Source organism: Cronobacter sakazakii, assembly GCF_000982825.1.
Lineage (GTDB): Bacteria > Pseudomonadota > Gammaproteobacteria > Enterobacterales > Enterobacteriaceae > Cronobacter > Cronobacter sakazakii.
Genome location: NZ_CP011047.1, coordinates 2,029,978 through 2,049,667, shown reverse-complemented (window position 1 = coordinate 2,049,667; position 19,690 = coordinate 2,029,978). Strand labels below are relative to the sequence as shown.

Genomic DNA, 19,690 nt, shown 5'->3' with positions numbered 1-19,690 from the left:
GCTTCCTTACGAGAAACGCGACAGCGCGTCGCGCGCGTGGATAGCGTTAAGGTTACGCACCAGCAACTCCACCAGCATGTCGGCGGAGTACGCCTTACGGCTCTCTCCTTCGCGAAGCCCGCCGATAAATACGAACGCCAGCTTACGTTTACCGCGCTTCACGCGGGTGAAGTTTTTCCAGCGGCCGCCGACGGCGCGCGGCGGCTCAAACCCTTCGCGGTAAATCAGCGTCACGGTGGTGGTATCGTTGGCGGTCTGCACCGAGAAATCTTCAATGGCGCTCAGCGGAATTCCCGCGGTGAACTGACGGCAGTGCAGCGAATCGGGCGTCATCGTCAGGAACGGGATCTCGCGCTTCTGCCACTGCTGCCAGAGCACGTAACAGGTCAGTAAGCTCAGCAACCCCGTGCCAATCGCGATGGCGACGATTTTACCGTCGGCAATGCCCTGAATATTAAACGGATCCACGATTTTCAGCATGGCGACCGTCGCGACAAACAGCACCACCGCCAGAATCCCGCCGACGAAAAAGACTTTTTTGCCGGAGTAGAGCGTGACGGTCTCGCCAGACTGCTGCACCACCTCTTCCAGCTCGCGGCGAAACTCTTCGCGATGCTCGGCGGCTTTCCCGGCGAGCTCGCCAGTCATTTTGCCGGAGAGCGCTTCTGGCTGTGCGAACCACAGGCGCAGGTTTTCCCACGGGTCCTGCGGCACCGCGCGGGTGGCGTGCTGAATCAACGTGTCGTCGATGGCGCAGCCGAGCGCTTCGATACGCGCGCGTGACGGCGGATGGCTGTCGGTCGGGTGTGCGGCTTTGTGCTCCAGATAAGCCTGGATATCGCCAAAGCCTTCTTCGCGCAAGCGAGTGACCAGCGCGGCCACCAGATCCTCAAAGCCCGGTTTGCCGTTAAAGAAATCGTCGAGCGTGTTGTTCAGCGGCTCACTGACGGCAGAAATACGCAGCAGCGACGATGCCAGCGCCTGCGGGGAGCTGGCGCGCGCGCCCATCTCATCGGCGGCGTGTTCGCGGATGCGGCTCCAGTGGCTCACCGTTTCATGCAGTTGCTCGATAAAATAGACGCCCATATAGAGCGACGGGTAAAGCACCACGTGATCGATAAACGGCGCGCTCTGCTGGTTTTGCGCCATGGTATTGATGCTATTGGTAATGCCCGCGTACAGCGGCGCAAACCGCAGGCTGTACTGTGTATCCTGACCTGCGAAGTGGCCCAGTTCGTGACCAATAACCGCGCAGGTTTCGTCTTTATCAAGTAGCGCCGCCCAGGTGAGCGGAAAATAGAGCGTCTGACCGGTTAACAGCGGGCCGTCTTCCAGTTGCACGCTGTTGGCGGTGACGTAAAAGCCTTCCAGCATACCGACCACGATGTTATCCGGCATCATCGCACCGGTTTTCTGCGACAGCGCTTCCACCATGCTCCAGAGCGCGGGTGCCTGTTCGCGGGTCAGGTTATAGCCCACCACTTCATTTGGCTCCGGCTGGAACAGCGCGAAGCAGCGGCGGATGCTGCCGAGGCTTTTGTAAAGTACCCAGAGAATACCGAACAGGATCACCAGCGCGAACAGCATCACTTTGATGCCGCCGGCGTTCATTTTGTAATGGGTGGCGAACCAGAGCGTCTCATACCCGACGACCGCGAACAGCGCCAGGCCGCAGCAGACAATCTGCGACACCATCAGCCACGGCAGCAGTTTGCGGCACTTATCAAACGCCTGTACCAGCGCATCCTGCGACTGCTTTGCGATGGTCACGCTGCGCCGACACAGCGCGATCGCTCCGGCGTTCAGCACCATGCACAGCAGCGCCAGCCCGACGGCGAAAGAGGCCAGCCCGCTCTGGGTGCGCGCCAGCATGATTTGGCCCGCGTATTCGTTCTGAACGCTCCGTTCGCTCTCAATCACTTCTGTCGCGGGAACGCGATAGTTTTTCCCGTCGCTGGTGAATTCAATGATTGCTTTCGGATCCTGTTTCAGCGCGTCGCTCGCCGTCTGAATCAGGCTGTTTGAGCTGTCGACGCTCTCCAGAATGTCGCTGACGCGCCAGTGCTGCCAGACGGCATAGCAGGCCACCAGCAGCGGCACCAGAAAAAGATAAGCGAGATGCTTCCTGTTCATCGTTACGTCGTTTCCTTGTTAATCCATAGACGGCGGGGACACGCCCCGCGGTTAAACGCGTCTGTCTGATAACAGACGCCTCCTCCCACAGCCCTCTGACGGGGCCGATGGGTTACTGCATCGTATCGAGCTGCGCCTTTACATCAGGGGCATGGAAATACATTTCGATCATCTCCATCAGCGCCTCCTGTGAAACCGGGTTGTTGTCGGCGTCATACAATTTGCCATCTGCATCCAGCAGCATCAGACGCTCTTTTTTATTCACGTAGCGGTAAGGCCGAAAGCGCGCGCCAGCCAATGCAGGTGGCTGATAGCCCTCTTTATATTCAAGGCCTATCATCATTTCCTTTTTTGCTGCCATGAACAGATAACTGGTCAGCGCTGAAAATGGCACAGGTTCTTTTAATTCACGGAAAATCAAATGTTGTGGGGTTAACACCAGCAATGGCGCTTTGCTTTCGCGCCAGAAACGCAGCACGCTCCTGGCGCCAAGCCAGATGAAATACGCAAATATCAGCGTAATGATAAGCCCCGCCCATTCCCGCTTACCGGGCGGAAACTGCCACTCGCGATCGGCATGAAACGCCACAAGCATCGACACAAACGTCACGATGGTCAGCACGCCGCCGCGCGAAATACGGCGGCGGGAATAAATGACCTTCTCGCCAGAGACGGCCTGCACCACGGTTTGTAATTCGTCGCGCCAGGCATTGCGTTGCTCAGCAACCCGGCCAGTCAGTGTGGCGGTCAGCGAACGCGCCAGCTCATCGGTGTTGGTGAACAATGCGTGCAAATGTCCGTAATTCTGCAGGCTTACCGGACGTGAAGCCTGAATCGCCGCCAGCTCGACCGAGCAGCCCAGCGCTTCAATGCGCGCACGGCACGACGGGTGGGAGTCATAAGGGTGCGATATTTCGTTTTCCAGATACTCGCGCGGGTCCGGCACGGGATGTCCGCTGAGATGCGTCAGCAGCGTTGCCGCCACATTATCGGTTTGCACCTGCGCCTGATAAACGGCCTCCAGATACGCATTCACCGGGCCGCCTAGCGCCACAATACGCAACAGCGCCGACGCAAGCGCCTCTGGCGAGCTGGCCTGCGCGCCCGCCTCGTCAGCAGCATGTTCGCGTCGCTGGCGCCACATCATGACCAGCCTGTGGAACTGCTCAAGAAAGTAGTGCGCGCTGTACAGTGCCGTGCGTAACTCAACCCGTCCCACGTACGGTTTTTTCCCGTCATCAGGATCGAGCACGTCAAGGCTGCGGCTAAAGCCGTCATAAACTGGCAAAAACCGCTGGCTGAATTCAGTATCTTTACCCGAGAAGTGGCCCAGTTCATGGCCGATGACCGCTGTCATCTCCTCCGGGCTTAGCAACGCCGCCCAGGTAAGCGGAAAATAGAGCGTCTGTCCGGTAACCGTTTCGCCATTATCAAGCAGAAGCGGGTTTGCGGTGACGTAGAAATTGTCCGTCAGCCCCACGACGATATTATCCGGCACCACAGCGCCAGGGCCGCTGGCCAGTGCTTCTACTGCCTGCCAGAGCGCAGGCGCGTCGTGACGACTGAGTCGGTGTCCCATTATCGGCTTCGCCATTGGGCGGAAAAGCGCGAAGCATTTCACCATGACTTTCAATATGTGCCAGAACACCCAGAACACGACGCCTGCCATCATCAGAAGGTAAAGGCCTATCGTAAAAGCGTTGATGTTCGGCTTAAAAGTAACCGCAGCCCAGACGACTTCGTAAAAAATAATACTGAACTGATAAACCGCGCCGACCACCAGCTGCGCGGCCATAATAAAAGGCAGCAGGAGTCGGCACAGCCAGAAGGCGCGCAGTAACGCGCCCTGCGAACGCTGGCCCTGCGCCACGCAAAAGCGGCAAAGCGCTACGGTCGCGGCGTTAATCATCAGGCTGATAAAGGCAAAGAGCATCCCCCCGCGCGCCAGAAACAGCTCGACATCCGCCGCATCAATCCAGTCACGATTCTCCGCAAGGTATGCCTGCGCCCGCTCCTGCGCGTCGATGGCGGGCATTTCCGTCTCCTGGCCATCGTGACGATACGTCAGCGTCGCGCGCGGCGACTTGCTCGCGGTTTCAACGATTTGCGTTTCATACTGCGCGCGCTCCAGCACATGGCTGACACGCCAGTGTTGCCAGGTGGCATAGCAAAACAGGATCAGTGGAATTAAAAAGAGGTAAACGACGCTCTTTTTATGCATGGTATGGCCCTTGTGCGATGAAAACAGAAACGGCGCCCGCCCATGAATTCAGGCAGCGAAAGCGTGGATAAACGTAATGAGGGGCGCAGAAGGCCGAAAGCTTAACAAAGCGAGCCCGCAGGCGGGCCTACCAGAATTTGGCTTGCTACTAAAAACAAGGTGTTAACGAGAAAGAAAAACGCGGCATTGAGTGCCGCGTGAAGGGTATGTCAGATAATGCGGTTTTGTTTGAAATCGCGAAGGAAGCTGCCCCAGCGGCGCTCGTAGAACGGGGTCAGGTGCGCCATCATAAAGTGGCTGATGCCCTTCTCGCCTTCCACCACCTGGCAGATATCCACCGGCTCGTCGCCCGGCAGGGTGTCGGTCGCCACGCTACCGGCGGCGTTAATCACCGGCTCGATGTCGCCGTCCGCCTCAATGCCGATCAGATAGTTCGCGGGCTCGTCGGCATGTTCTTTTAAAAGGCACAGATACGCGCGTTTTACCGTTTTCATCTCTTTGAACAGCACGGTCAATGATTCGATCATTTGCGCAGGCGGTTCAGCGACTTCGGAAAGCAGCAGCGACGCGCCGCCTTCCAGCACCTCCTGCTGGCTGAGCGCGGAGCCTTCCGGGCTTATCAGGTGGCGAATCTCATTGGGGGTAAACTCTTTGCCGGTCGGCAGTTTGGCGTTAAGGAACAGCGTTTCGCCAAGCGTCATTTCAAAGAGTGTGCGCACCGGCATCGCCACGAACGCCTGCTCACCTTCGACTGCCTGTTCCAGCGCCGCAGGAGAACTAAAGAAAGGGATCACCGACGTGCCGTCGTCCTTTTCCCAGTGCTGAAGATCCACCGCGCTTTCAGCGACCACCGCTTCGCCATCCGCCGCTTCGCCTGGCACCCAGACGGTGGATTCCAGCAGCGTGCGGAAAAACGCCGGACGGAACGCAGGCTCCGCCGCGGCCTTTTCCAGCAGGGTTTCGAGTTCGTTTTTTTCTGCGTTGTTTTCGTTTTTCGTTTCGGACATAGCGTTTGTATTTGTCAGTAATGGGCGAGAGAAAAGCCTCTCGCCCCGGCCCTCGCCTGCCGGAGAGGGGGAACCTGGGCATCGCGCTAATAGGGATGTAAGGCAGATGAAAGCAGCGCAATCATCGCTTCACATTATTATCGCGTTGGTGGGTGCGCTTCGCTTACCCACCCTACAGGAATAAAACTTTGTTTCCAGGGCGGGTAAGCGAAGCGCACCCGCCACGCCCCTAACACGCCCCGCCGTTACTCGGCGGTCAGCAGATTCGCCAGCGTGCGCACGCCGATGCCGGTCGCGCCCGCCGCCCACTGCTCCACCGCCGCTTTACGGTAAGTGGCGGAACAGTCGATATGCAGCCAGCCCTGCTGATAATTTTCCACAAAGTGCGACAGGAAACCGGCGGCCGTACTGGCCCCCGCCGGATACGCGCCGCCCGCCGTGTTGTTCAGCTCGGCGAAGTTCGACGGCAACTGGTTACGGTGGAACTCCGCCAGCGGCAGACGCCAGAAGGCTTCGTTTTCCGCCTGCGCGCTTTGCAGCAGACGGTTCGCCAGCGCGTCGTCAAAGCTGAACAGCGCATGGTAATCGTTGCCAAGCGCGGTCTTGGCCGCGCCGGTCAGCGTCGCGGCGTCGATAATCAGCGCCGGCTTCTGGGCGCTGGCGTCAATCAGCCCGTCCGCCAGCACCAGACGCCCTTCCGCGTCGGTGTTCATCACTTCCACGGTTTTGCCGTTGCGGTAGCGAATGATATCGCCCAGACGGAAGGCGTTGCCGCTAATCATGTTATCCGCGCAGCAGAGGATAAGCTTCACGCGCTTGTTCAGACCGCGCGTAATGGCGAACGCCAGCGAGCCGGTCACCAGCGCCGCGCCGCCCATATCGGATTTCATCGAATCCATAAACGCAGTCTGCTTGATGCTGTAACCGCCGGAGTCAAACGTAATGCCTTTGCCGACGAGGCAGGCATAGACCGGCGCGTTCGCATCGCCCGTCGGGTTAAAATCGAGCGCCAGCAGCACCGGCGGGCGTTCAGAGCCGCGGCCTACGGTATGCAGGCCCATGTAGTTCTGCTCGCGCAGATCTTCGCCTTTGGTGATGCGGTAGCTCACGCGCTCGCCGCCGACATCCGCCAGCAGATCCACGGCGCGCTGCGCCAGATGCTCCGGGCCCATCTCTTCCGCCGGGGCGTTAATGACATCGCGCACCCAGTCGATGACTTTCAGGCGGCTGTTCAACTCTTCCTGCTGCACGTCGTCAAGCGGCGCCCAGGTGACGGTGCGTTTGCCTTTCGGGCCGCGATAGCCCATCCAGAACGCCCAGCTTTTTTCAACATCCCAGCCATCGCCGGCAAGCTCAACGTGTTTGAGCCCCTGGCCGTCGATTTTACGCCCGGCGCGCTGGATGAGATGCAAATCGTCTTTGCCCGTCAGGTGCAGCGCGATACCGTCCTGCGTAAAACTGTACAGTGCTTTTTCACCCCAGCGAGCGTCGGCAGGCTCGTGGGAAAGGGTAATCTTCATGGCTTCGGTCATTTTATTTTCCTTATCTCGCCTGATGCGCAACGAAAACGGGCCGCCTTCTGGCAGCCCGTTGCGTTATTCTGCTTCGTCTAACCAGACCAGCAGTATAGCCTCTAAAACCTTTTCGTTAGAGGCCTGTGGATCGTCATCGAAATCCTCGAGGTCGCAGATCCACTGGTGCATATCGGTAAAGCGCACGGTTTTCGGGTCCACGTCCGGGCGGCTGTCATACAGCGCCTCGCCGATTTCGCGGCTGTCGGTCCATTTCAGTCCCATATTAATGCTCCCTGGCGTGGTTGATGGTGTAACGCGGCATCTCCACCACCAGATCTTCGTCCGTGACGCGCGCCTGGCAGCTCAGACGGCTTTCCGGCTCCAGCCCCCACGCTTTATCCAGCATGTCGTCTTCATCTTCGGTGCTTTCCGGCAGCGAATCGAAACCTTCACGCACGATGCAGTGGCAGGTGGTGCAGGCGCACGATTTCTCACAGGCGTGTTCAATTTCAATGCCGTTGCGCAGCGCAACGTCAAGAATGGTTTCACCGCTTTGCGCTTCCAGTACTGCGCCATCAGGGCAAAGATCCTGATGAGGCAAAAAAACAATCTTAGGCATTATTAAACCTCGTCAACGGAGTGGCCTTTCAGCGCCTGACGGATGGATTCATCCATGCGGCGAGCGGCAAACTCCTGGGTCTGTTTATCTGTATTTTTTATAGCGTCTTCAATGGCGCTGGCGTCATTGCCTTCCGCGGCGGCGCGCAGTTGCGCCATCGCGTCATCAATGGCGGCGCGCTCGGCCGCGCTAAGCAGCGCACCGTCGCTTTTCAGCGCGCCGTCGAGGCTTTCCAGCACCCGCGCGGCTTCCACCTTTTGCTCGGCAAGCATGCGTGCCTGCACGTCCTGCTCGGCAAAGCTCATGGAGTCCTGAATCATGCTGGCGATTTCGCCGTCGGTCAGCCCGTAGGACGGTTTCACCTGAATAGACGCTTCAACGCCGGTGGATTTCTCCATCGCCGTCACGCTCAGCAGGCCATCGGCATCCACCTGGAAGGTGACGCGGATATGCGCGCCGCCTGCCGGCATCGCCGGGATGCCGCGCAGCGTAAAGCGCGCGAGCGATCGGCAATCCTGCACCAGTTCACGCTCGCCCTGCATGACGTGAATCGCCATCGCAGTCTGACCATCTTTAAAGGTGGTGAACTCCTGCGCGCGCGCCACCGGGATCGTGGTATTGCGCGGAATGACTTTCTCCACCAGGCCGCCCATGGTTTCAAGACCGAGCGACAGCGGGATAACGTCCAGCAGCAGCATTTCGCTGTCCGGCTTGTTGCCCACCAGAATATCGGCCTGGATAGCCGCGCCAATGGCGACCACGCGATCGGGGTCGATGGAGGTGAGCGGCGTGCGGCCAAAAAACTCGCCGACGCGCTCGCGCACCAGCGGCACGCGGGTTGAACCGCCGACCATCACCACTTCCAGCACGTCGCTTGCTTCCACGCCCGCGTCTTTCAGCGCGCGACGGCACGAGAGCAGCGTGCGCTTGACCAGCGGCGCGATAAGTTCATTGAACTGCTCGCGGGTGATGCTGCCCTGCCAGCCAGCCACATTCACCTGCGCGACATCGGCGTCGCTGAGCGCGATTTTCGCCGCTGTGGCGGCATCGAGCAGCTGACGCTGAATGCGGTTGTCGCTGCGATCGGCGATACCCGCCTGCTCGCGAATATAATCCGCCAGCAGATGGTCGAAGTCGTCGCCGCCGAGCGCGGAATCGCCGCCCGTCGCCAGCACTTCAAACACGCCGCGGCTTAAGCGCAGCACGGAGATATCAAACGTGCCGCCGCCTAAATCGTAGACGGCGATAACGCCTTCCTGACCGGAATCAAGGCCGTAGGCGATCGCCGCCGCGGTCGGCTCATTCAGCAGGCGCAACACATGCAGCCCGGCAAGGCGCGCGGCGTCTTTGGTGCCCTGGCGCTGCGCATCGTCAAAATAGGCCGGAACGGTGATGACCACGCCGTCGAGATCGCCTGCCAGCGCTTCGCGCGCGCGTTCGGCGAGGGCTTTAAGAATATCGGCGGAGACGCGTACCGGGTTCAACAGCCCTGCCGGCGTATCAATCATCGGCAGACCGTTTTCGCTCGCGCGCAGCTGATACGGCAGATGCGGGTAGCGCGCCTGAATGTCGGCAAGGGAGCGGCCCATCAGGCGCTTCACGGAGCTGATGGTGTTTACCGGATCGTCCGCCGCCTGGGCACGGGCATCGTACCCGACGTTGTAGCCCTGTGCCTGATAGTGCACCACGGACGGCAGCAGGTGACGCCCCTGATGGTCTGCCAGCGTTTCCGGCTGGCCGCTGCGAACCGTCGCGACCAGCGAATGCGTAGTGCCAAGATCGATGCCCGCCGCCAGTCTGCGCTGGTGCGGCGCGCTACTCATGCCGGGCTCACTGATTTGTAATAAGGCCATGTTGAGCTTCCAGAATTAAAAATCGAGCCACTTTTCTTCGAGTTGTTCTGACTGGCTTAACAGCTTGTCGAGAAAACGCAGCTTGCGTACCGTATCGGCCGCCTGCGCCCACGCGCCGTCGTCCAGCTCCGTGACCATATGCTGGTGGCGTTCCTGATACATTGCTTTGACGTTACGGACGAAGGCTTCGAGGCGGTCGGCGTCTTTGGCCTGCTCAATCTCATCCAGCGCTTCGCGAAGCTCCAGTTGCTCCATCAGAAACGCGGTATCGCGCACGGTGTGCTGTTCATTCGCCAGATCAAAGCCGTGCAGAGAGAGCAGATATTCCGCGCGCGTCAGCGGATGGCGCAGCGTTTGCCATGCCTGATTGATAGTGGCGGATTGCGAGAGCGCCGCCAGTTGTTCGGCCTGGGAATGGCTTGCGTATTTATCGGGATGATACTGACGTTGCAGATCCTGGTAACGAGCCGCCAGTTGGGCACTGTCCAGCGCATAACGGGCCTGCAGCCCAAAGAGGGTGAAGTAATCCATAACAGTCTCGGGGTCAGTCAACGTGATAAAGCAAATACCCCGCCTGCGGCTGGCGCAGACGGGGAGAGGCGGGAAAGACTATCAGACGTTAAAGCTTTCGCCGCAGCCGCACTCATCTTTAACGTTCGGGTTGGTGAATTTAAACCCTTCGTTCAGGCCTTCTTTGACGAAGTCCAGCTGAGTGCCATTAAGGAATTGCAGGCTTTTACCATCGACCACCACCTTCACGCCCTTGTCTTCGAACACCGTATCTTCTGGCTGCGGTGCGTCAACAAATTCCAGCACATAGGCCATGCCGGAACAGCCGGACGTACGAACGCCAAGACGCAGGCCAAAACCTTTACCGCGGTTGGCCAGGAAAGCGTTGACGCGCGCGGCGGCGGTGTCGCTAAGGGTAATCGACATACTACAACCTCAACTCATCAATGATTATTTTGCTTCACGTTTGCTTTTATAGTCCGCAATAGCGGCTTTGATGGCGTCTTCCGCCAGGATAGAGCAGTGAATTTTTACCGGCGGCAGTTCGAGTTCGTCTGCGATGTCGGTATTTTTAATTGCCTGCGCTTCGTCCAGGGATTTGCCTTTGACCCACTCGGTGACCAGCGAGCTGGACGCGATAGCGGAGCCGCAACCGTAGGTTTTGAAACGTGCGTCTTCAATGATACCTTCATTGTTGACTTTGATCTGCAACTTCATCACGTCGCCGCACGCCGGCGCGCCGACCATGCCGCTGCCGACGTTGTCGTCGTTGTTGTCAAAAGAGCCGACGTTGCGCGGGTTTTCGTAATGATCGATGACTTTTTCGCTGTATGCCATGTGTTATTTCTCCTGAATCCGATACCGATTAATGATGAGCCCATTCGATGGTGGTTAAATCCACGCCCTGCTTAAACATCTCCCACAGCGGAGAGAGGTCGCGCAGGCGGCCAATGGATTTGCGTACCAGTTCGATGGTGTAGTCGATCTCTTCTTCAGTCGTGAAACGGCCCAGAGAGAAACGGATAGAGCTGTGCGCCAGCTCGTCATTCATACCCAGCGCGCGCAGCACGTAAGACGGCTCAAGGCTCGCAGAGGTACAGGCGGAGCCCGACGATACGGCCAGGTCTTTCAGCGCCATGATCAGCGACTCGCCTTCAACATAGTTGAAGCTCACGTTCAGAATGGTCGGAACGCCCTGCTCGAGATCGCCGTTCAGGTAAACTTCTTCGATATCTTTAATGCCGTTCCACAGACGGTTACGCAGGCTGCGCAGACGTTCCATTTCGCTCGCCATCTCTTCTTTCGCGATACGATAGGCTTCGCCCATGCCGACAATCTGGTGAACCGGCAGCGTACCAGAACGCATGCCGCGCTCGTGACCGCCGCCGTGCATCTGCGCTTCGATGCGGATACGCGGTTTACGACGCACGTAGAGCGCGCCGATGCCTTTCGGACCATAGATTTTGTGGCCGGTGAAGGACATCAGGTCCACTTTCAGCTGGGTCAGGTCGATAGGCAGTTTGCCGACACTCTGGGTGGCGTCAACGTGATAGATAATGCCACGCGCGCGGCACATTTCGCCGATGGTCGCGATATCCTGCACCACGCCGATTTCGTTGTTCACGTGCATGATGGAAACCAGGATGGTGTCGTCACGCATCGCGGCTTCGAGTTCTTTGAGATCGATAATGCCGTTGCTCTGCGGGGCGAGGTAAGTCACCTCAAAGCCTTCGCGCTCCAGCTGACGGCAGGTATCCAGCACCGCTTTATGCTCGGTTTTGCTGGTGATGATGTGCTTGCCTTTTTTCTGGTAGAAATTGGCCGCACCTTTAATAGCGAGGTTGTCGGATTCGGTCGCGCCAGAGGTAAAGACGATTTCGCGCGGGTCGGCGCCAATCAGATCGGCCACCTGGTTACGGGCGATATCCACTGCCTCTTCCGCCTGCCAGCCGAAACGGTGGGAGCGGGAGGCCGGGTTACCGAAGGTTCCGTCCATCGTTAAAAACTGCATCATTTTCTCGGCGACGCGCGGGTCCACCGGCGTGGTCGCGGAGTAATCGAGGTAAATCGGTAATTTCATTGCTCTTAAGCTCCGTACATCTCAAAGCGGTGAATCAGGCAGCCGGCTGGATGTACGCCGCAGTCTACAGGATGCCGGAGCTTCCTGGCCTGATTCGGGAAAAGCGTATTATTTTTTTAAGCGCGCAGTTTAACGTCGATAGCGTCCTGAGCGCGGGTCGGGCGATGGGCTTCATTATGCTGACGGTCAGAGACATCCAGCACTTCCTGGTTGTTCACCAGTTCACCTAAGGTAATGTTGTTCAGAAAACCGGTCAGGCGGTCGCTCAGATCGCGCCACAGCGCGTGGGTCAGGCATTTATCGCCGCCCTGGCAGCCGCCTTTGCCCTGACAACGGGTCGCATCGACAGACTCATCAACGGCGCTAATTACTTCACCGACCGCAATCTGGCCCGCGTCTTTACCCAGCAGATAGCCGCCGCCCGGACCACGCACGCTGGCCACAAGGCCATTTTTACGCAGACGAGAGAACAGCTGCTCCAGATAAGAAAGGGAGATACCCTGACGTTCAGAAATATCTGCCAACGGTACCGGACCGGATTCGGAGTTGAGCGCAACGTCAAGCATTGCGGTCACGGCATAGCGCCCTTTAGATGTCAGTCTCATGTCTTACTTAACCTCAAGCTCGCCCCTCGACGCGGGGGTTTTTATGAAAATGGGGGTATTGCATAGCAGGCGCAAGTCTGACATTCCCGAGTAAAATGGTCAACTATTTACCCGAGTATTTTACTCAAGTATTACGGCTTCTCATTACGGCTGCTTTCTATCGACGCCAGCATGCCGCGCAGGATGTTAAGTTCCTGACTTTCCGGGCGTGCGCGGGTAAAAAGACGACGCAATTTGTTCATTACCTGGCCGGGATGATTCGGGCGAATGAAGCCGGTTGAGAGCAAAACTTGCTCAAGATGACCGTAAAAACGCTCCAGATCGTCCACCAGCGGATACGGGTTTTCTTCTTCACCAGGCGCAGGCGTTTGGGCGTCCTGCGAGGCAAGCCACGCCATGCGAACTTCGTAGGCTATGACCTGTACCGCCATCGCGAGATTGAGCGAGCTGTACTCCGGGTTCGCCGCGATAGCCACGTGATAGTGGCACTTTTGCAGTTCGTCATTGGTCAGTCCCACACGCTCGCGGCCAAATACAATCGCCACCGGCGCATGCGTCGCTTCAGAAACGCTTTTCAGCCCGCATTCGCGCGGATCGAGCATCGGCCAGGGCAGCGTGCGCGAACGCGCGCTGGTGCCCACCACCAGGCTGCACCCCGCCAGCGCTTCATCCAGCGTATCGACGATGCTGGCGTTGCCAATCACATCGCTGGCACCGGCGGCGAGCGCGATGGCCTGGGAATCCGGTTTCACCAGCGGATTAACCAGCCACAGGTTGGTGAGGCCCATGGTTTTCATGGCGCGGGCAACAGAACCCATGTTGCCGGTGTGTGAGGTTTCAACCAGCACGATACGAATGTTTTGCAGCATAGCGACTCAGTATCCGAAAAGAATATCAGCGCATCTTATCATAAACCTGAGACATATTCCGAACCCTCTGCTATAATCCGCGCCGTTTTCCCGTTCTTTAACATCCAGTGAGAGAAACCTGATGCATCCGATGCTCAACATCGCCGTGCGTGCTGCGCGCAAGGCCGGAAATTTTATCGCCAAAAACTACGAAACCCCGGACGCCGTAGAGACCAGCCAGAAAGGCAGCAACGACTTTGTGACGAACGTGGATAAAGGCGCAGAGCGCATTATTATCGACACCATTCGCCAGTCCTACCCGCAACACACCATCATCACCGAAGAAAGCGGTGAACACGCCGGCACCGAGCAGGATATTCAATGGGTTATCGATCCGCTGGATGGCACCACCAACTTCGTTAAACGTCTCCCGCACTTCGCGGTTTCTATCGCTGTACGCATTAAAGGCCGCGCGGAAGTCGCCGTGGTTTACGATCCGATGCGTAACGAACTCTTCACCGCCGTTCGCGGCCAGGGCGCGCAGCTTAACGGCTACCGTCTGCGCGGCAGCACCGCTCGCGATCTGGACGGCACCATTCTGGCGACCGGCTTCCCGTTTAAAGCCAAACAGCACGCCACGCCGTACATGAATATCGTGACCAAACTGTTTACCCAGTGCGCTGATTTCCGCCGCACCGGCTCTGCCGCGCTGGATCTGTCCTATGTGGCCGCAGGCCGTGTGGATGGTTACTTTGAAATCGGCCTGAAGCCGTGGGATTTCGCCGCGGGCGAACTGCTGGTGCGTGAAGCTGGCGGTCTGGTATGCGATTTCGTCGGTGGTCATAACTACCTGACGACCGGCAACATCGTGGCCGGTAACCCGCGCGTCGTGAAAGCGATGCTTAGCAATATGCGCGACGAGCTGAGCGAAGCGCTGAAGCGTTAATCGTTTCCCGGCACAAAAAAGGCAGGTACGCGTAAGCGGCCTGCCTTTTTTGTTGGTTTTTTGGCGCGTGAGATTTCGTCAGCCGGTGGGTGCGCTACGCTTACCCACCCTACGTGCAAAAATCCCAACTGACCTGGTGGGTGCGCTTACCCACCTTGCATTAAACCCGCTAATTTCGTAGGGCGGGTAAGCGAATGCGCACCCGCCGTGTCGCGTCTAAAACGCTCTCAACCCCTGCGCGACGGGCGCTGCGCCTGACCACATCACCAGCGCGGCGACGACCAACACCACGCCGCCGGCGAGCGCCAGCGTCGCCCCGCCCGTTCGCCGCCACAACGGGGGCGTTTTCTGCCCGCCGAGCCGCGCCGCCAGATGCCGGAAGCTGTGCACAAACATCGCGATGGCTGAGATAGTTAATGACGTTCCCGCCGCCATCGCCAGCGCTGACGCAACACCCCAGCTAAACACCCCAATCACTTTACTGAACAACAGCACCATCAGCGCGCCGGAACAGGGCCGCATCCCCATCGAGAGCACCACCATCAGCCTCGCGCGCCAGTCCTCACCGCGCTCAAGCTGCGCCTGCGACGGCACATGCTGATGCCCGCAGCCGCAGGTGTTGCTGTGCGTATGGTGTGGCGTAAACGCGGTAAACACCGGACGCCGCACCAGCCCGCGCAGCGTTTTCACCGCACGCCAGCAAAGCAGCAACCCCAGCGCGCCGACCAGCAGATAGCTCCCCTTCTCCAGCCAGTACCCGCTCAAATGCAGTTGCCGCGAGGGCAGCGCCAGCACCGTCAGCACTACCGTCACCAGCGCAATCGCCACCAGCCCCTGCAGTAATGACGACGCGAACGTCAGTTGCAGGCTGGTTTTCAGGCGCGACGGATGTGTGGCAAGCCAGGTGGCGATCACCACTTTGCCATGACCCGGCCCCAGCGCGTGCAGCACGCCATAAACCAGGCTAAACAGCAGCAGCGAACTGCCCGCGCGCGTCGGGTTTTCCGCCACCTGCTGAAGCAGTGCACTCATCTCGCGGTTAATATCGCGCTGCCAGACGGTGCTTTTCATCAGCACCTGCGGCCACTCAAGCCACAGCCAGACGCCCGCGCCGAGCGCCAGCACAACAAAGAGCGCCAGCGGCCAGAAATGCAGCCAGCGGCGGGTCGCGAGCGGCGTTGAAATCACTGACATTGCAACGTCACCTCCTGAGCGAATTGTTTGCCTAAATCCATATCTTCCGGCGGCGCGTCAGATTTATCGAGGGACAGCGCGAAATCCTGCACGGCGGCATCCGGCTGCGGCGTTTTCACCGCCACCTTGCAACGCTCGCGCAGCTCAGCACTGAGCGTCACATCGCCCGGTGCGTCATAACTCATCGACACATAATAGGTGGGATCGAACGTGGCGAACGTATAGCGCGCGCCTGAGGCTTTTTGCGGATGCGCGAGCGGCAGCGTGAAAGTCAGCACTGCCTGATGCCCTTCGCGTGCCAGACCATACGCCAGCGGCGTGGCGGCGAATTTCACCTTCTGCCCGTTGTGCCAGAACTCGGTGAAATAATGCTGTCCGATAACATTCGCCATTACTTCCGCCGCCAGCTTTTTCCACACCGGCGAACCGGGCGCGGCGTCGCCTGCGTCATACAGTAGATCCGCTGAAGTGATTTCATCCATTTTCCAGCGCATTTTCAGCGCCGTTATCTGTCCCGCTTCGCTGACGATGTCGGTTTTCAACGAGATAAAACTGTGCGGATGCGCCAGCGCCTCCTGCGCCGGAAACAGCGATACTACAGCCGCAGCACACATTAACCGGTAAAGACGAGCGCTCATTATCTTCCTCTGGCGAAAAATTCTGTGAGCCAGCCAGAATTCCGCGATCAAACTGGGCACCCTGAACGGCATTCAATAATCCTTTAGCTATTCTTAGCAATATTCTCACTCACTGGACAAAACGGATGATGACTCTGCTCTGCCCTCCACCATCTGTGCTCTCCAGTCCGCAGCGCCGCTGCCAGGTGCTTTTAATGCTCTATCTGCCGGGGCAAACCATCACGCCGGAAATGTTAGGCCGGCTGAATGGCGTTGACGGCGCCATCGCCCGTCAGGACATTGCCGAAACCGGCGACGAAATTAAGCGGTATCACCGCCTGAGTATTATCACCCAGCAGGACGGCAGCTACCGGATTGAAGGCACGGCGTTAGACAGACGCCTCTGCCTGCTGCACTGGCTGCGCCGGGCGCTGCGCCTGTGCCCCGAGTTTATCCAGCAGCATTTCACGCCCGCGCTGAAAAACGAGCTTCGCCAGCACGGCATCGCGACAGCGCTGTATGACGATACGAATTTACACGCGCTGGTCAACCTTTGCGCGCGTCGCCTGAACCGCCAGTTCGAGCCGCGCGACGTACAGTTCCTGCGCCTCTACCTGCAATACTGCCTGGTGCAGCACCATTACGGCCAGACGCCGGAATTCACCGAACCGCAACAGCTCTGGATGCGCGCTCGCGCCGAGTTTCTCGCCGCGCAGGAGATAGTCCGCCACTGGCAGCGCCGCGTCGCGCAGTCGCCGCACGTGAACGAACACTGCTTTCTGGCACTGCTCTTTATGATGCTGCGCACGCCCGATCCGCTGCGCGACGCGCACCCGGAAGATCACCGGCTGCGTCACGCCGTGCTTTCGCTGATTGCCCGCTTTCGCGAGCTCTCCGGCATGGCGTTCAGCGATGAGCAGGGACTTGCGGATCAGCTCTATATTCATCTCTGCCAGGCGCTTGACCGCAGCCTGTTCGGCATCGGTATCGATAACGCGCTGCCGGAAGAGATTAACCGTCTCTATCCGCGCCTGATGCGCACCACCCGCAAAGCGTTTGATAGCTTTGAGGAAGAGTACCGGGTGACGTTTTCTGATGAAGAAGTCGGGCTGGTGGCGGTGATTTTCGGCGCGTGGCTGATGCAGGAGGCGGATCTGCATGAAAAACAGGTGCTGCTGCTGACGGGCAACGACCCTGCGCTTGAGGCAGAAATCGAGCAGCAGCTACGGGAACTTACCCTGCTGCCGCTCAACATCAAACATCTGACGCTGCATACCTTCCAGCAGGAAGGCGCGCCGAAAGAGGTGGCGCTGATTGTGACGCCATACACCACCTCGCTGCCGCTCTTCTCGCCGCCGCTCATTCACGCGACGCTGCCGCTCGGTGAACACCAGCAGCAGCGGATACGCGAGATTCTGGAGGCTTAAGCGCGCGCCACGACTTTCGGGCGCAGGAAGAGCGCGGGCAGCGCAACCAGCGCCATCACCCAGAAGACGCCGCCTGCGAGGTGCTGATACAGGAAGCCTGCGAAGACGGTCATCACCGCAATCCCGCCGCCCATCGCGACGGCGGAGTAGACCGACTGTAGCCGGATGATTTCTGAGCCTTCGCGGGCGGCGATATAGCGCATCGCCGCCAGATGGCAGATGGAGAAGCTCCCGCAGTGCAGGATCTGCGCCACGATGAGCCACGGCAGCGCGGTCGTCCAGCCCATCATTCCCCAGCGGATAATCCCCAGCACGCCGGAGAGCAGCAGCAGATCGCGCGCGCCAAACCGGCTGAAAAGCCGTTTACTGAGCGCGAAGATGATAATTTCCGCCACCACGCCGAGCGACCACAGATACCCCACGACCGAGGCGGAATAGCCTTTACTCTGCCAGTAAATGGCGCTGAAGCCGTAGTAGGCCGCGTGCGCGCCCTGAAGCAGGCTTACGCAGGCGAGAAAACGCCAGTTTTCAACCATTAACTTGCGCCATACCGGCCAGCCTGCGGCCTCGTTATGACGCGCTTCGCCCTGCGGCATCACGGAGGGTTTCAGCAACATCCCGATAAGCATTGACGCCACGCCGAGCGACAGCAGCGCCAGAATAGCGCGGTAATCGTAGACGCTTACCAGCTTGCCGGTGAGCGCCGAGCCAATCACAAACGCCAGCGATCCCCACAGCCGCACTCGCCCGTAATCCATCGCTATTTGACGCTGCCAGGTGGCGGCGAGCGCGTCGGTGAGCGGCACCAGCGGCGAGAAAAAGAGGTTAAAGCCCACCAGCACGACAAACAGCCAGGCGGTCTGATGCCCGAACCAGAAGCCGAGCGCGAAAACGAGCGTCAGCAATGCAAGCAGGCGCAGCGCAAACACTAAACGGGAAGGATCTTTGACGCGCGGTGCCAGCAGCAGGCTGCCAAGAAAACGTGCAATCAGGCCGGAGCCGAGCAATAGGCCGATAGTTTCCGGCGCGACGCCGACGCCTGCGAGCCAGACGCTCCAGAACGGCAGGAAAATACCGTAGCTGAAAAAATAGGTGAAATAGCTGAGCGCCAGCCAGCGCGTGGATTGCAACACCATGATTCCCTCCCGTTTCGCAGGCGTTAGTCTGGCGGGAAAGCGCAGGGGTTGCAAGCGATGCATAACACGTTAATAACAATTCGCTTTTACTGCGTAATGAGGCCGCCGCAGCGGCCTGTCCTGTTATATGCCCGCCTCGGCAAAGACCTTTTTGGCGGTAAACATCGCATTCAGCGCCGCCGGGAAACCGGCATAGAGCGCAATCTGGATGATGACTTCAATAATCTCTTCGCGGGTGCAGCCGACATTCAGCGCCGCGTGCAGATGCACCGCCAGCTGCGGCTGCGCGTGGCCAAGCGCGGTAAGCGCCGCGACGGTCGCGAGCTCCCGGCTTTTCAGCGACAGCCCCGGCCTGCTGTAGATATCGCCAAAGCCGAATTCAATGACGTAGCGCCCCAGATCCGGCGCGATATCGGCCAGCGCTTTAATGACATTTTCCCCTGCCGCGCCGTCGATTTCAGACAGCCGCGCGAGGCCTGCCTCGTAACGTGATGAAGTCATACCGTTCTCCTTTTGTGTGGTTGAGATAACGGTAAGCCTTCGAGTTAACTCCAGGTCAAGCGCTGTTTTTTAACAGCGTTTCATCGTAATAGGCCATTTTCTCTTTCAGGCGCGCCAGATGGTCTGCCTGCTCCGCGAGCCGGGCTTCGAGCCGCTGCGCGTGATGCGCCAGCAGTTCACGACGTGCGCCAGCGGTCGTCTCCCCCTGCGCGCGCAAGAGGGCGTAGCGCTGAATCTCCTCCAGCGGCATATCGGTCGCCTTTAACCGTTTAATAAACGCCGCCCAGTCGAGATCCGAACGAGAATAGTCGCGATGCCCGCTCGCATTACGCGCCGGCACCAGCAAACCGAGCTTTTCGTAATAGCGCAGCGTATGAACGCCAAGCCCCGTCAGCGTCGCGAATGCCTGAATACGCATGGCCGCCTCCTGTCTACCGTAGCCCCATAAAAAAAGGCCGCGCGAGGCGGCCTTCAGCAGT

20 protein-coding genes are annotated in these 19,690 nt (G+C 58.9%); 2 read left to right on the top strand and 18 right to left on the bottom strand.

Annotated features, from left to right (window positions below):
• Window positions 1-6: 6 nt before the first annotated feature.
• The 13 genes from CSK29544_RS09645 to trmJ form a co-directional block, all read right to left on the bottom strand.
• Window positions 7-2,133: a M48 family metallopeptidase gene (locus CSK29544_RS09645; RefSeq protein ID WP_007897260.1), complete on the bottom strand. Its 2,127-nt coding sequence runs from the start codon at window positions 2,131-2,133 to the stop codon at window positions 7-9.
• Between the two features lie 112 nt (window positions 2,134-2,245).
• Window positions 2,246-4,354: a M48 family metallopeptidase gene (locus CSK29544_RS09640; RefSeq protein WP_007897259.1), complete on the bottom strand. Its 2,109-nt coding sequence runs from the start codon at window positions 4,352-4,354 to the stop codon at window positions 2,246-2,248.
• Between the two features lie 209 nt (window positions 4,355-4,563).
• Window positions 4,564-5,361, bottom strand: a complete 798-nt coding sequence (sseB, locus tag CSK29544_RS09635; protein WP_012124041.1) for an enhanced serine sensitivity protein SseB — start codon at window positions 5,359-5,361, stop codon at window positions 4,564-4,566.
• A 245-nt stretch (window positions 5,362-5,606) separates the two neighbouring features.
• Window positions 5,607-6,893: an aminopeptidase PepB gene (gene pepB, locus CSK29544_RS09630; protein WP_007897257.1), complete on the bottom strand. Its 1,287-nt coding sequence runs from the start codon at window positions 6,891-6,893 to the stop codon at window positions 5,607-5,609.
• A 63-nt stretch (window positions 6,894-6,956) separates the two neighbouring features.
• Window positions 6,957-7,157 (bottom strand): Fe-S cluster assembly protein IscX, encoded by a 201-nt coding sequence (gene iscX / locus CSK29544_RS09625; protein ID WP_007664159.1) that lies wholly within the window; start codon window positions 7,155-7,157, stop codon window positions 6,957-6,959.
• A gap of 1 nt (window position 7,158) precedes the next feature.
• Window positions 7,159-7,494: an ISC system 2Fe-2S type ferredoxin gene (gene fdx / locus CSK29544_RS09620; protein WP_004385928.1), complete on the bottom strand. Its 336-nt coding sequence runs from the start codon at window positions 7,492-7,494 to the stop codon at window positions 7,159-7,161.
• 2 nt (window positions 7,495-7,496) lie between these two features.
• Entirely contained in the window at window positions 7,497-9,347 is a 1,851-nt protein-coding gene (gene hscA / locus CSK29544_RS09615) for a Fe-S protein assembly chaperone HscA (protein WP_007897255.1), read from the bottom strand.
• A gap of 15 nt (window positions 9,348-9,362) precedes the next feature.
• The gene (hscB, locus tag CSK29544_RS09610) at window positions 9,363-9,878 is read right to left on the bottom strand and encodes a co-chaperone HscB (protein WP_007897252.1); all 516 of its coding nucleotides are present in this window, start codon (window positions 9,876-9,878) and stop codon (window positions 9,363-9,365) included.
• 81 nt (window positions 9,879-9,959) lie between these two features.
• Window positions 9,960-10,283 carry an iron-sulfur cluster assembly protein IscA gene (iscA, locus tag CSK29544_RS09605; RefSeq protein WP_004385926.1) on the bottom strand — a complete coding sequence of 108 codons (324 nt, stop codon included), beginning with the start codon at window positions 10,281-10,283 and terminating at the stop codon, window positions 9,960-9,962.
• Between the two features lie 24 nt (window positions 10,284-10,307).
• Window positions 10,308-10,694, bottom strand: a complete 387-nt coding sequence (gene iscU, locus CSK29544_RS09600) for a Fe-S cluster assembly scaffold IscU (RefSeq protein ID WP_004385925.1) — start codon at window positions 10,692-10,694, stop codon at window positions 10,308-10,310.
• 28 nt (window positions 10,695-10,722) lie between these two features.
• Window positions 10,723-11,937, bottom strand: coding sequence for a cysteine desulfurase (gene iscS / locus CSK29544_RS09595; RefSeq protein ID WP_007897249.1), 1,215 nt, complete (start codon window positions 11,935-11,937; stop codon window positions 10,723-10,725).
• A gap of 116 nt (window positions 11,938-12,053) precedes the next feature.
• Window positions 12,054-12,542 carry a Fe-S cluster assembly transcriptional regulator IscR gene (gene iscR / locus CSK29544_RS09590; RefSeq protein ID WP_004385924.1) on the bottom strand — a complete coding sequence of 163 codons (489 nt, stop codon included), beginning with the start codon at window positions 12,540-12,542 and terminating at the stop codon, window positions 12,054-12,056.
• Window positions 12,543-12,673: 131 nt separating this feature from the next.
• Window positions 12,674-13,411, bottom strand: coding sequence for a tRNA (cytosine(32)/uridine(32)-2'-O)-methyltransferase TrmJ (gene trmJ, locus CSK29544_RS09585; protein ID WP_007897247.1), 738 nt, complete (start codon window positions 13,409-13,411; stop codon window positions 12,674-12,676).
• A gap of 121 nt (window positions 13,412-13,532) precedes the next feature.
• Here trmJ and suhB point away from each other — a divergent pair, with 121 nt between their 5' ends.
• Complete coding sequence (suhB, locus tag CSK29544_RS09580; RefSeq protein WP_004385922.1) at window positions 13,533-14,336, top strand: inositol-1-monophosphatase; 804 nt, start codon at window positions 13,533-13,535, stop codon at window positions 14,334-14,336.
• A 216-nt stretch (window positions 14,337-14,552) separates the two neighbouring features.
• On the opposite strand, the gene CSK29544_RS09575 is transcribed toward suhB, so the two are convergent.
• Window positions 14,553-15,530 carry a nickel/cobalt transporter gene (locus CSK29544_RS09575; protein ID WP_007897246.1) on the bottom strand — a complete coding sequence of 326 codons (978 nt, stop codon included), beginning with the start codon at window positions 15,528-15,530 and terminating at the stop codon, window positions 14,553-14,555.
• Complete coding sequence (locus CSK29544_RS09570; protein ID WP_007897245.1) at window positions 15,521-16,168, bottom strand: DUF1007 family protein; 648 nt, start codon at window positions 16,166-16,168, stop codon at window positions 15,521-15,523. Before CSK29544_RS09570 ends, CSK29544_RS09575 begins: the two co-directional genes overlap by 10 nt.
• Window positions 16,169-16,293: 125 nt before the next feature.
• Here CSK29544_RS09570 and csiE point away from each other — a divergent pair, with 125 nt between their 5' ends.
• On the top strand, window positions 16,294-17,574 hold the full coding sequence (gene csiE / locus CSK29544_RS09565) for a stationary phase inducible protein CsiE (RefSeq protein ID WP_029590932.1): 1,281 nt from the start codon (window positions 16,294-16,296) through the stop codon (window positions 17,572-17,574).
• On the opposite strand, the gene CSK29544_RS09560 is transcribed toward csiE, so the two are convergent.
• From CSK29544_RS09560 to CSK29544_RS09550, 3 genes are all read right to left on the bottom strand, one after another.
• Window positions 17,571-18,710 (bottom strand): 3-phenylpropionate MFS transporter, encoded by a 1,140-nt coding sequence (locus CSK29544_RS09560; RefSeq protein ID WP_007897243.1) that lies wholly within the window; start codon window positions 18,708-18,710, stop codon window positions 17,571-17,573. The two genes, csiE and CSK29544_RS09560, sit on opposite strands and share 4 nt — an antisense overlap.
• 123 nt (window positions 18,711-18,833) lie before the next feature.
• Window positions 18,834-19,211, bottom strand: a complete 378-nt coding sequence (locus CSK29544_RS09555) for a carboxymuconolactone decarboxylase family protein (protein ID WP_007897242.1) — start codon at window positions 19,209-19,211, stop codon at window positions 18,834-18,836.
• A 55-nt stretch (window positions 19,212-19,266) separates the two neighbouring features.
• The gene (locus tag CSK29544_RS09550; protein ID WP_004385915.1) at window positions 19,267-19,629 is read right to left on the bottom strand and encodes a MerR family transcriptional regulator; all 363 of its coding nucleotides are present in this window, start codon (window positions 19,627-19,629) and stop codon (window positions 19,267-19,269) included.
• Between the last annotated feature and the right edge of the window lie 61 nt (window positions 19,630-19,690).

Bases quoted from the DNA above. Each gene is read 5' to 3' on its own strand.
- CSK29544_RS09645 (WP_007897260.1), bottom strand. From the start codon at position 2,133: ATGAACAGGAAGCATCTCGCTTATCTTTTTCTGGTGCCGCTGCTGGTG.
- CSK29544_RS09640 (WP_007897259.1), bottom strand. From the start codon at position 4,354: ATGCATAAAAAGAGCGTCGTTTACCTCTTTTTAATTCCACTGATCCTG.
- sseB (WP_012124041.1), bottom strand. From the start codon at position 5,361: ATGTCCGAAACGAAAAACGAAAACAACGCAGAAAAAAACGAACTCGAA.
- pepB (WP_007897257.1), bottom strand. From the start codon at position 6,893: ATGACCGAAGCCATGAAGATTACCCTTTCCCACGAGCCTGCCGACGCT.
- iscX (WP_007664159.1), bottom strand. From the start codon at position 7,157: ATGGGACTGAAATGGACCGACAGCCGCGAAATCGGCGAGGCGCTGTAT.
- fdx (WP_004385928.1), bottom strand. From the start codon at position 7,494: ATGCCTAAGATTGTTTTTTTGCCTCATCAGGATCTTTGCCCTGATGGC.
- hscA (WP_007897255.1), bottom strand. From the start codon at position 9,347: ATGGCCTTATTACAAATCAGTGAGCCCGGCATGAGTAGCGCGCCGCAC.
- hscB (WP_007897252.1), bottom strand. From the start codon at position 9,878: ATGGATTACTTCACCCTCTTTGGGCTGCAGGCCCGTTATGCGCTGGAC.
- iscA (WP_004385926.1), bottom strand. From the start codon at position 10,283: ATGTCGATTACCCTTAGCGACACCGCCGCCGCGCGCGTCAACGCTTTC.
- iscU (WP_004385925.1), bottom strand. From the start codon at position 10,694: ATGGCATACAGCGAAAAAGTCATCGATCATTACGAAAACCCGCGCAAC.
- iscS (WP_007897249.1), bottom strand. From the start codon at position 11,937: ATGAAATTACCGATTTACCTCGATTACTCCGCGACCACGCCGGTGGAC.
- iscR (WP_004385924.1), bottom strand. From the start codon at position 12,542: ATGAGACTGACATCTAAAGGGCGCTATGCCGTGACCGCAATGCTTGAC.
- trmJ (WP_007897247.1), bottom strand. From the start codon at position 13,411: ATGCTGCAAAACATTCGTATCGTGCTGGTTGAAACCTCACACACCGGC.
- suhB (WP_004385922.1), top strand. From the start codon at position 13,533: ATGCATCCGATGCTCAACATCGCCGTGCGTGCTGCGCGCAAGGCCGGA.
- CSK29544_RS09575 (WP_007897246.1), bottom strand. From the start codon at position 15,530: ATGTCAGTGATTTCAACGCCGCTCGCGACCCGCCGCTGGCTGCATTTC.
- CSK29544_RS09570 (WP_007897245.1), bottom strand. From the start codon at position 16,168: ATGAGCGCTCGTCTTTACCGGTTAATGTGTGCTGCGGCTGTAGTATCG.
- csiE (WP_029590932.1), top strand. From the start codon at position 16,294: ATGATGACTCTGCTCTGCCCTCCACCATCTGTGCTCTCCAGTCCGCAG.
- CSK29544_RS09560 (WP_007897243.1), bottom strand. From the start codon at position 18,710: ATGGTGTTGCAATCCACGCGCTGGCTGGCGCTCAGCTATTTCACCTAT.
- CSK29544_RS09555 (WP_007897242.1), bottom strand. From the start codon at position 19,211: ATGACTTCATCACGTTACGAGGCAGGCCTCGCGCGGCTGTCTGAAATC.
- CSK29544_RS09550 (WP_004385915.1), bottom strand. From the start codon at position 19,629: ATGCGTATTCAGGCATTCGCGACGCTGACGGGGCTTGGCGTTCATACG.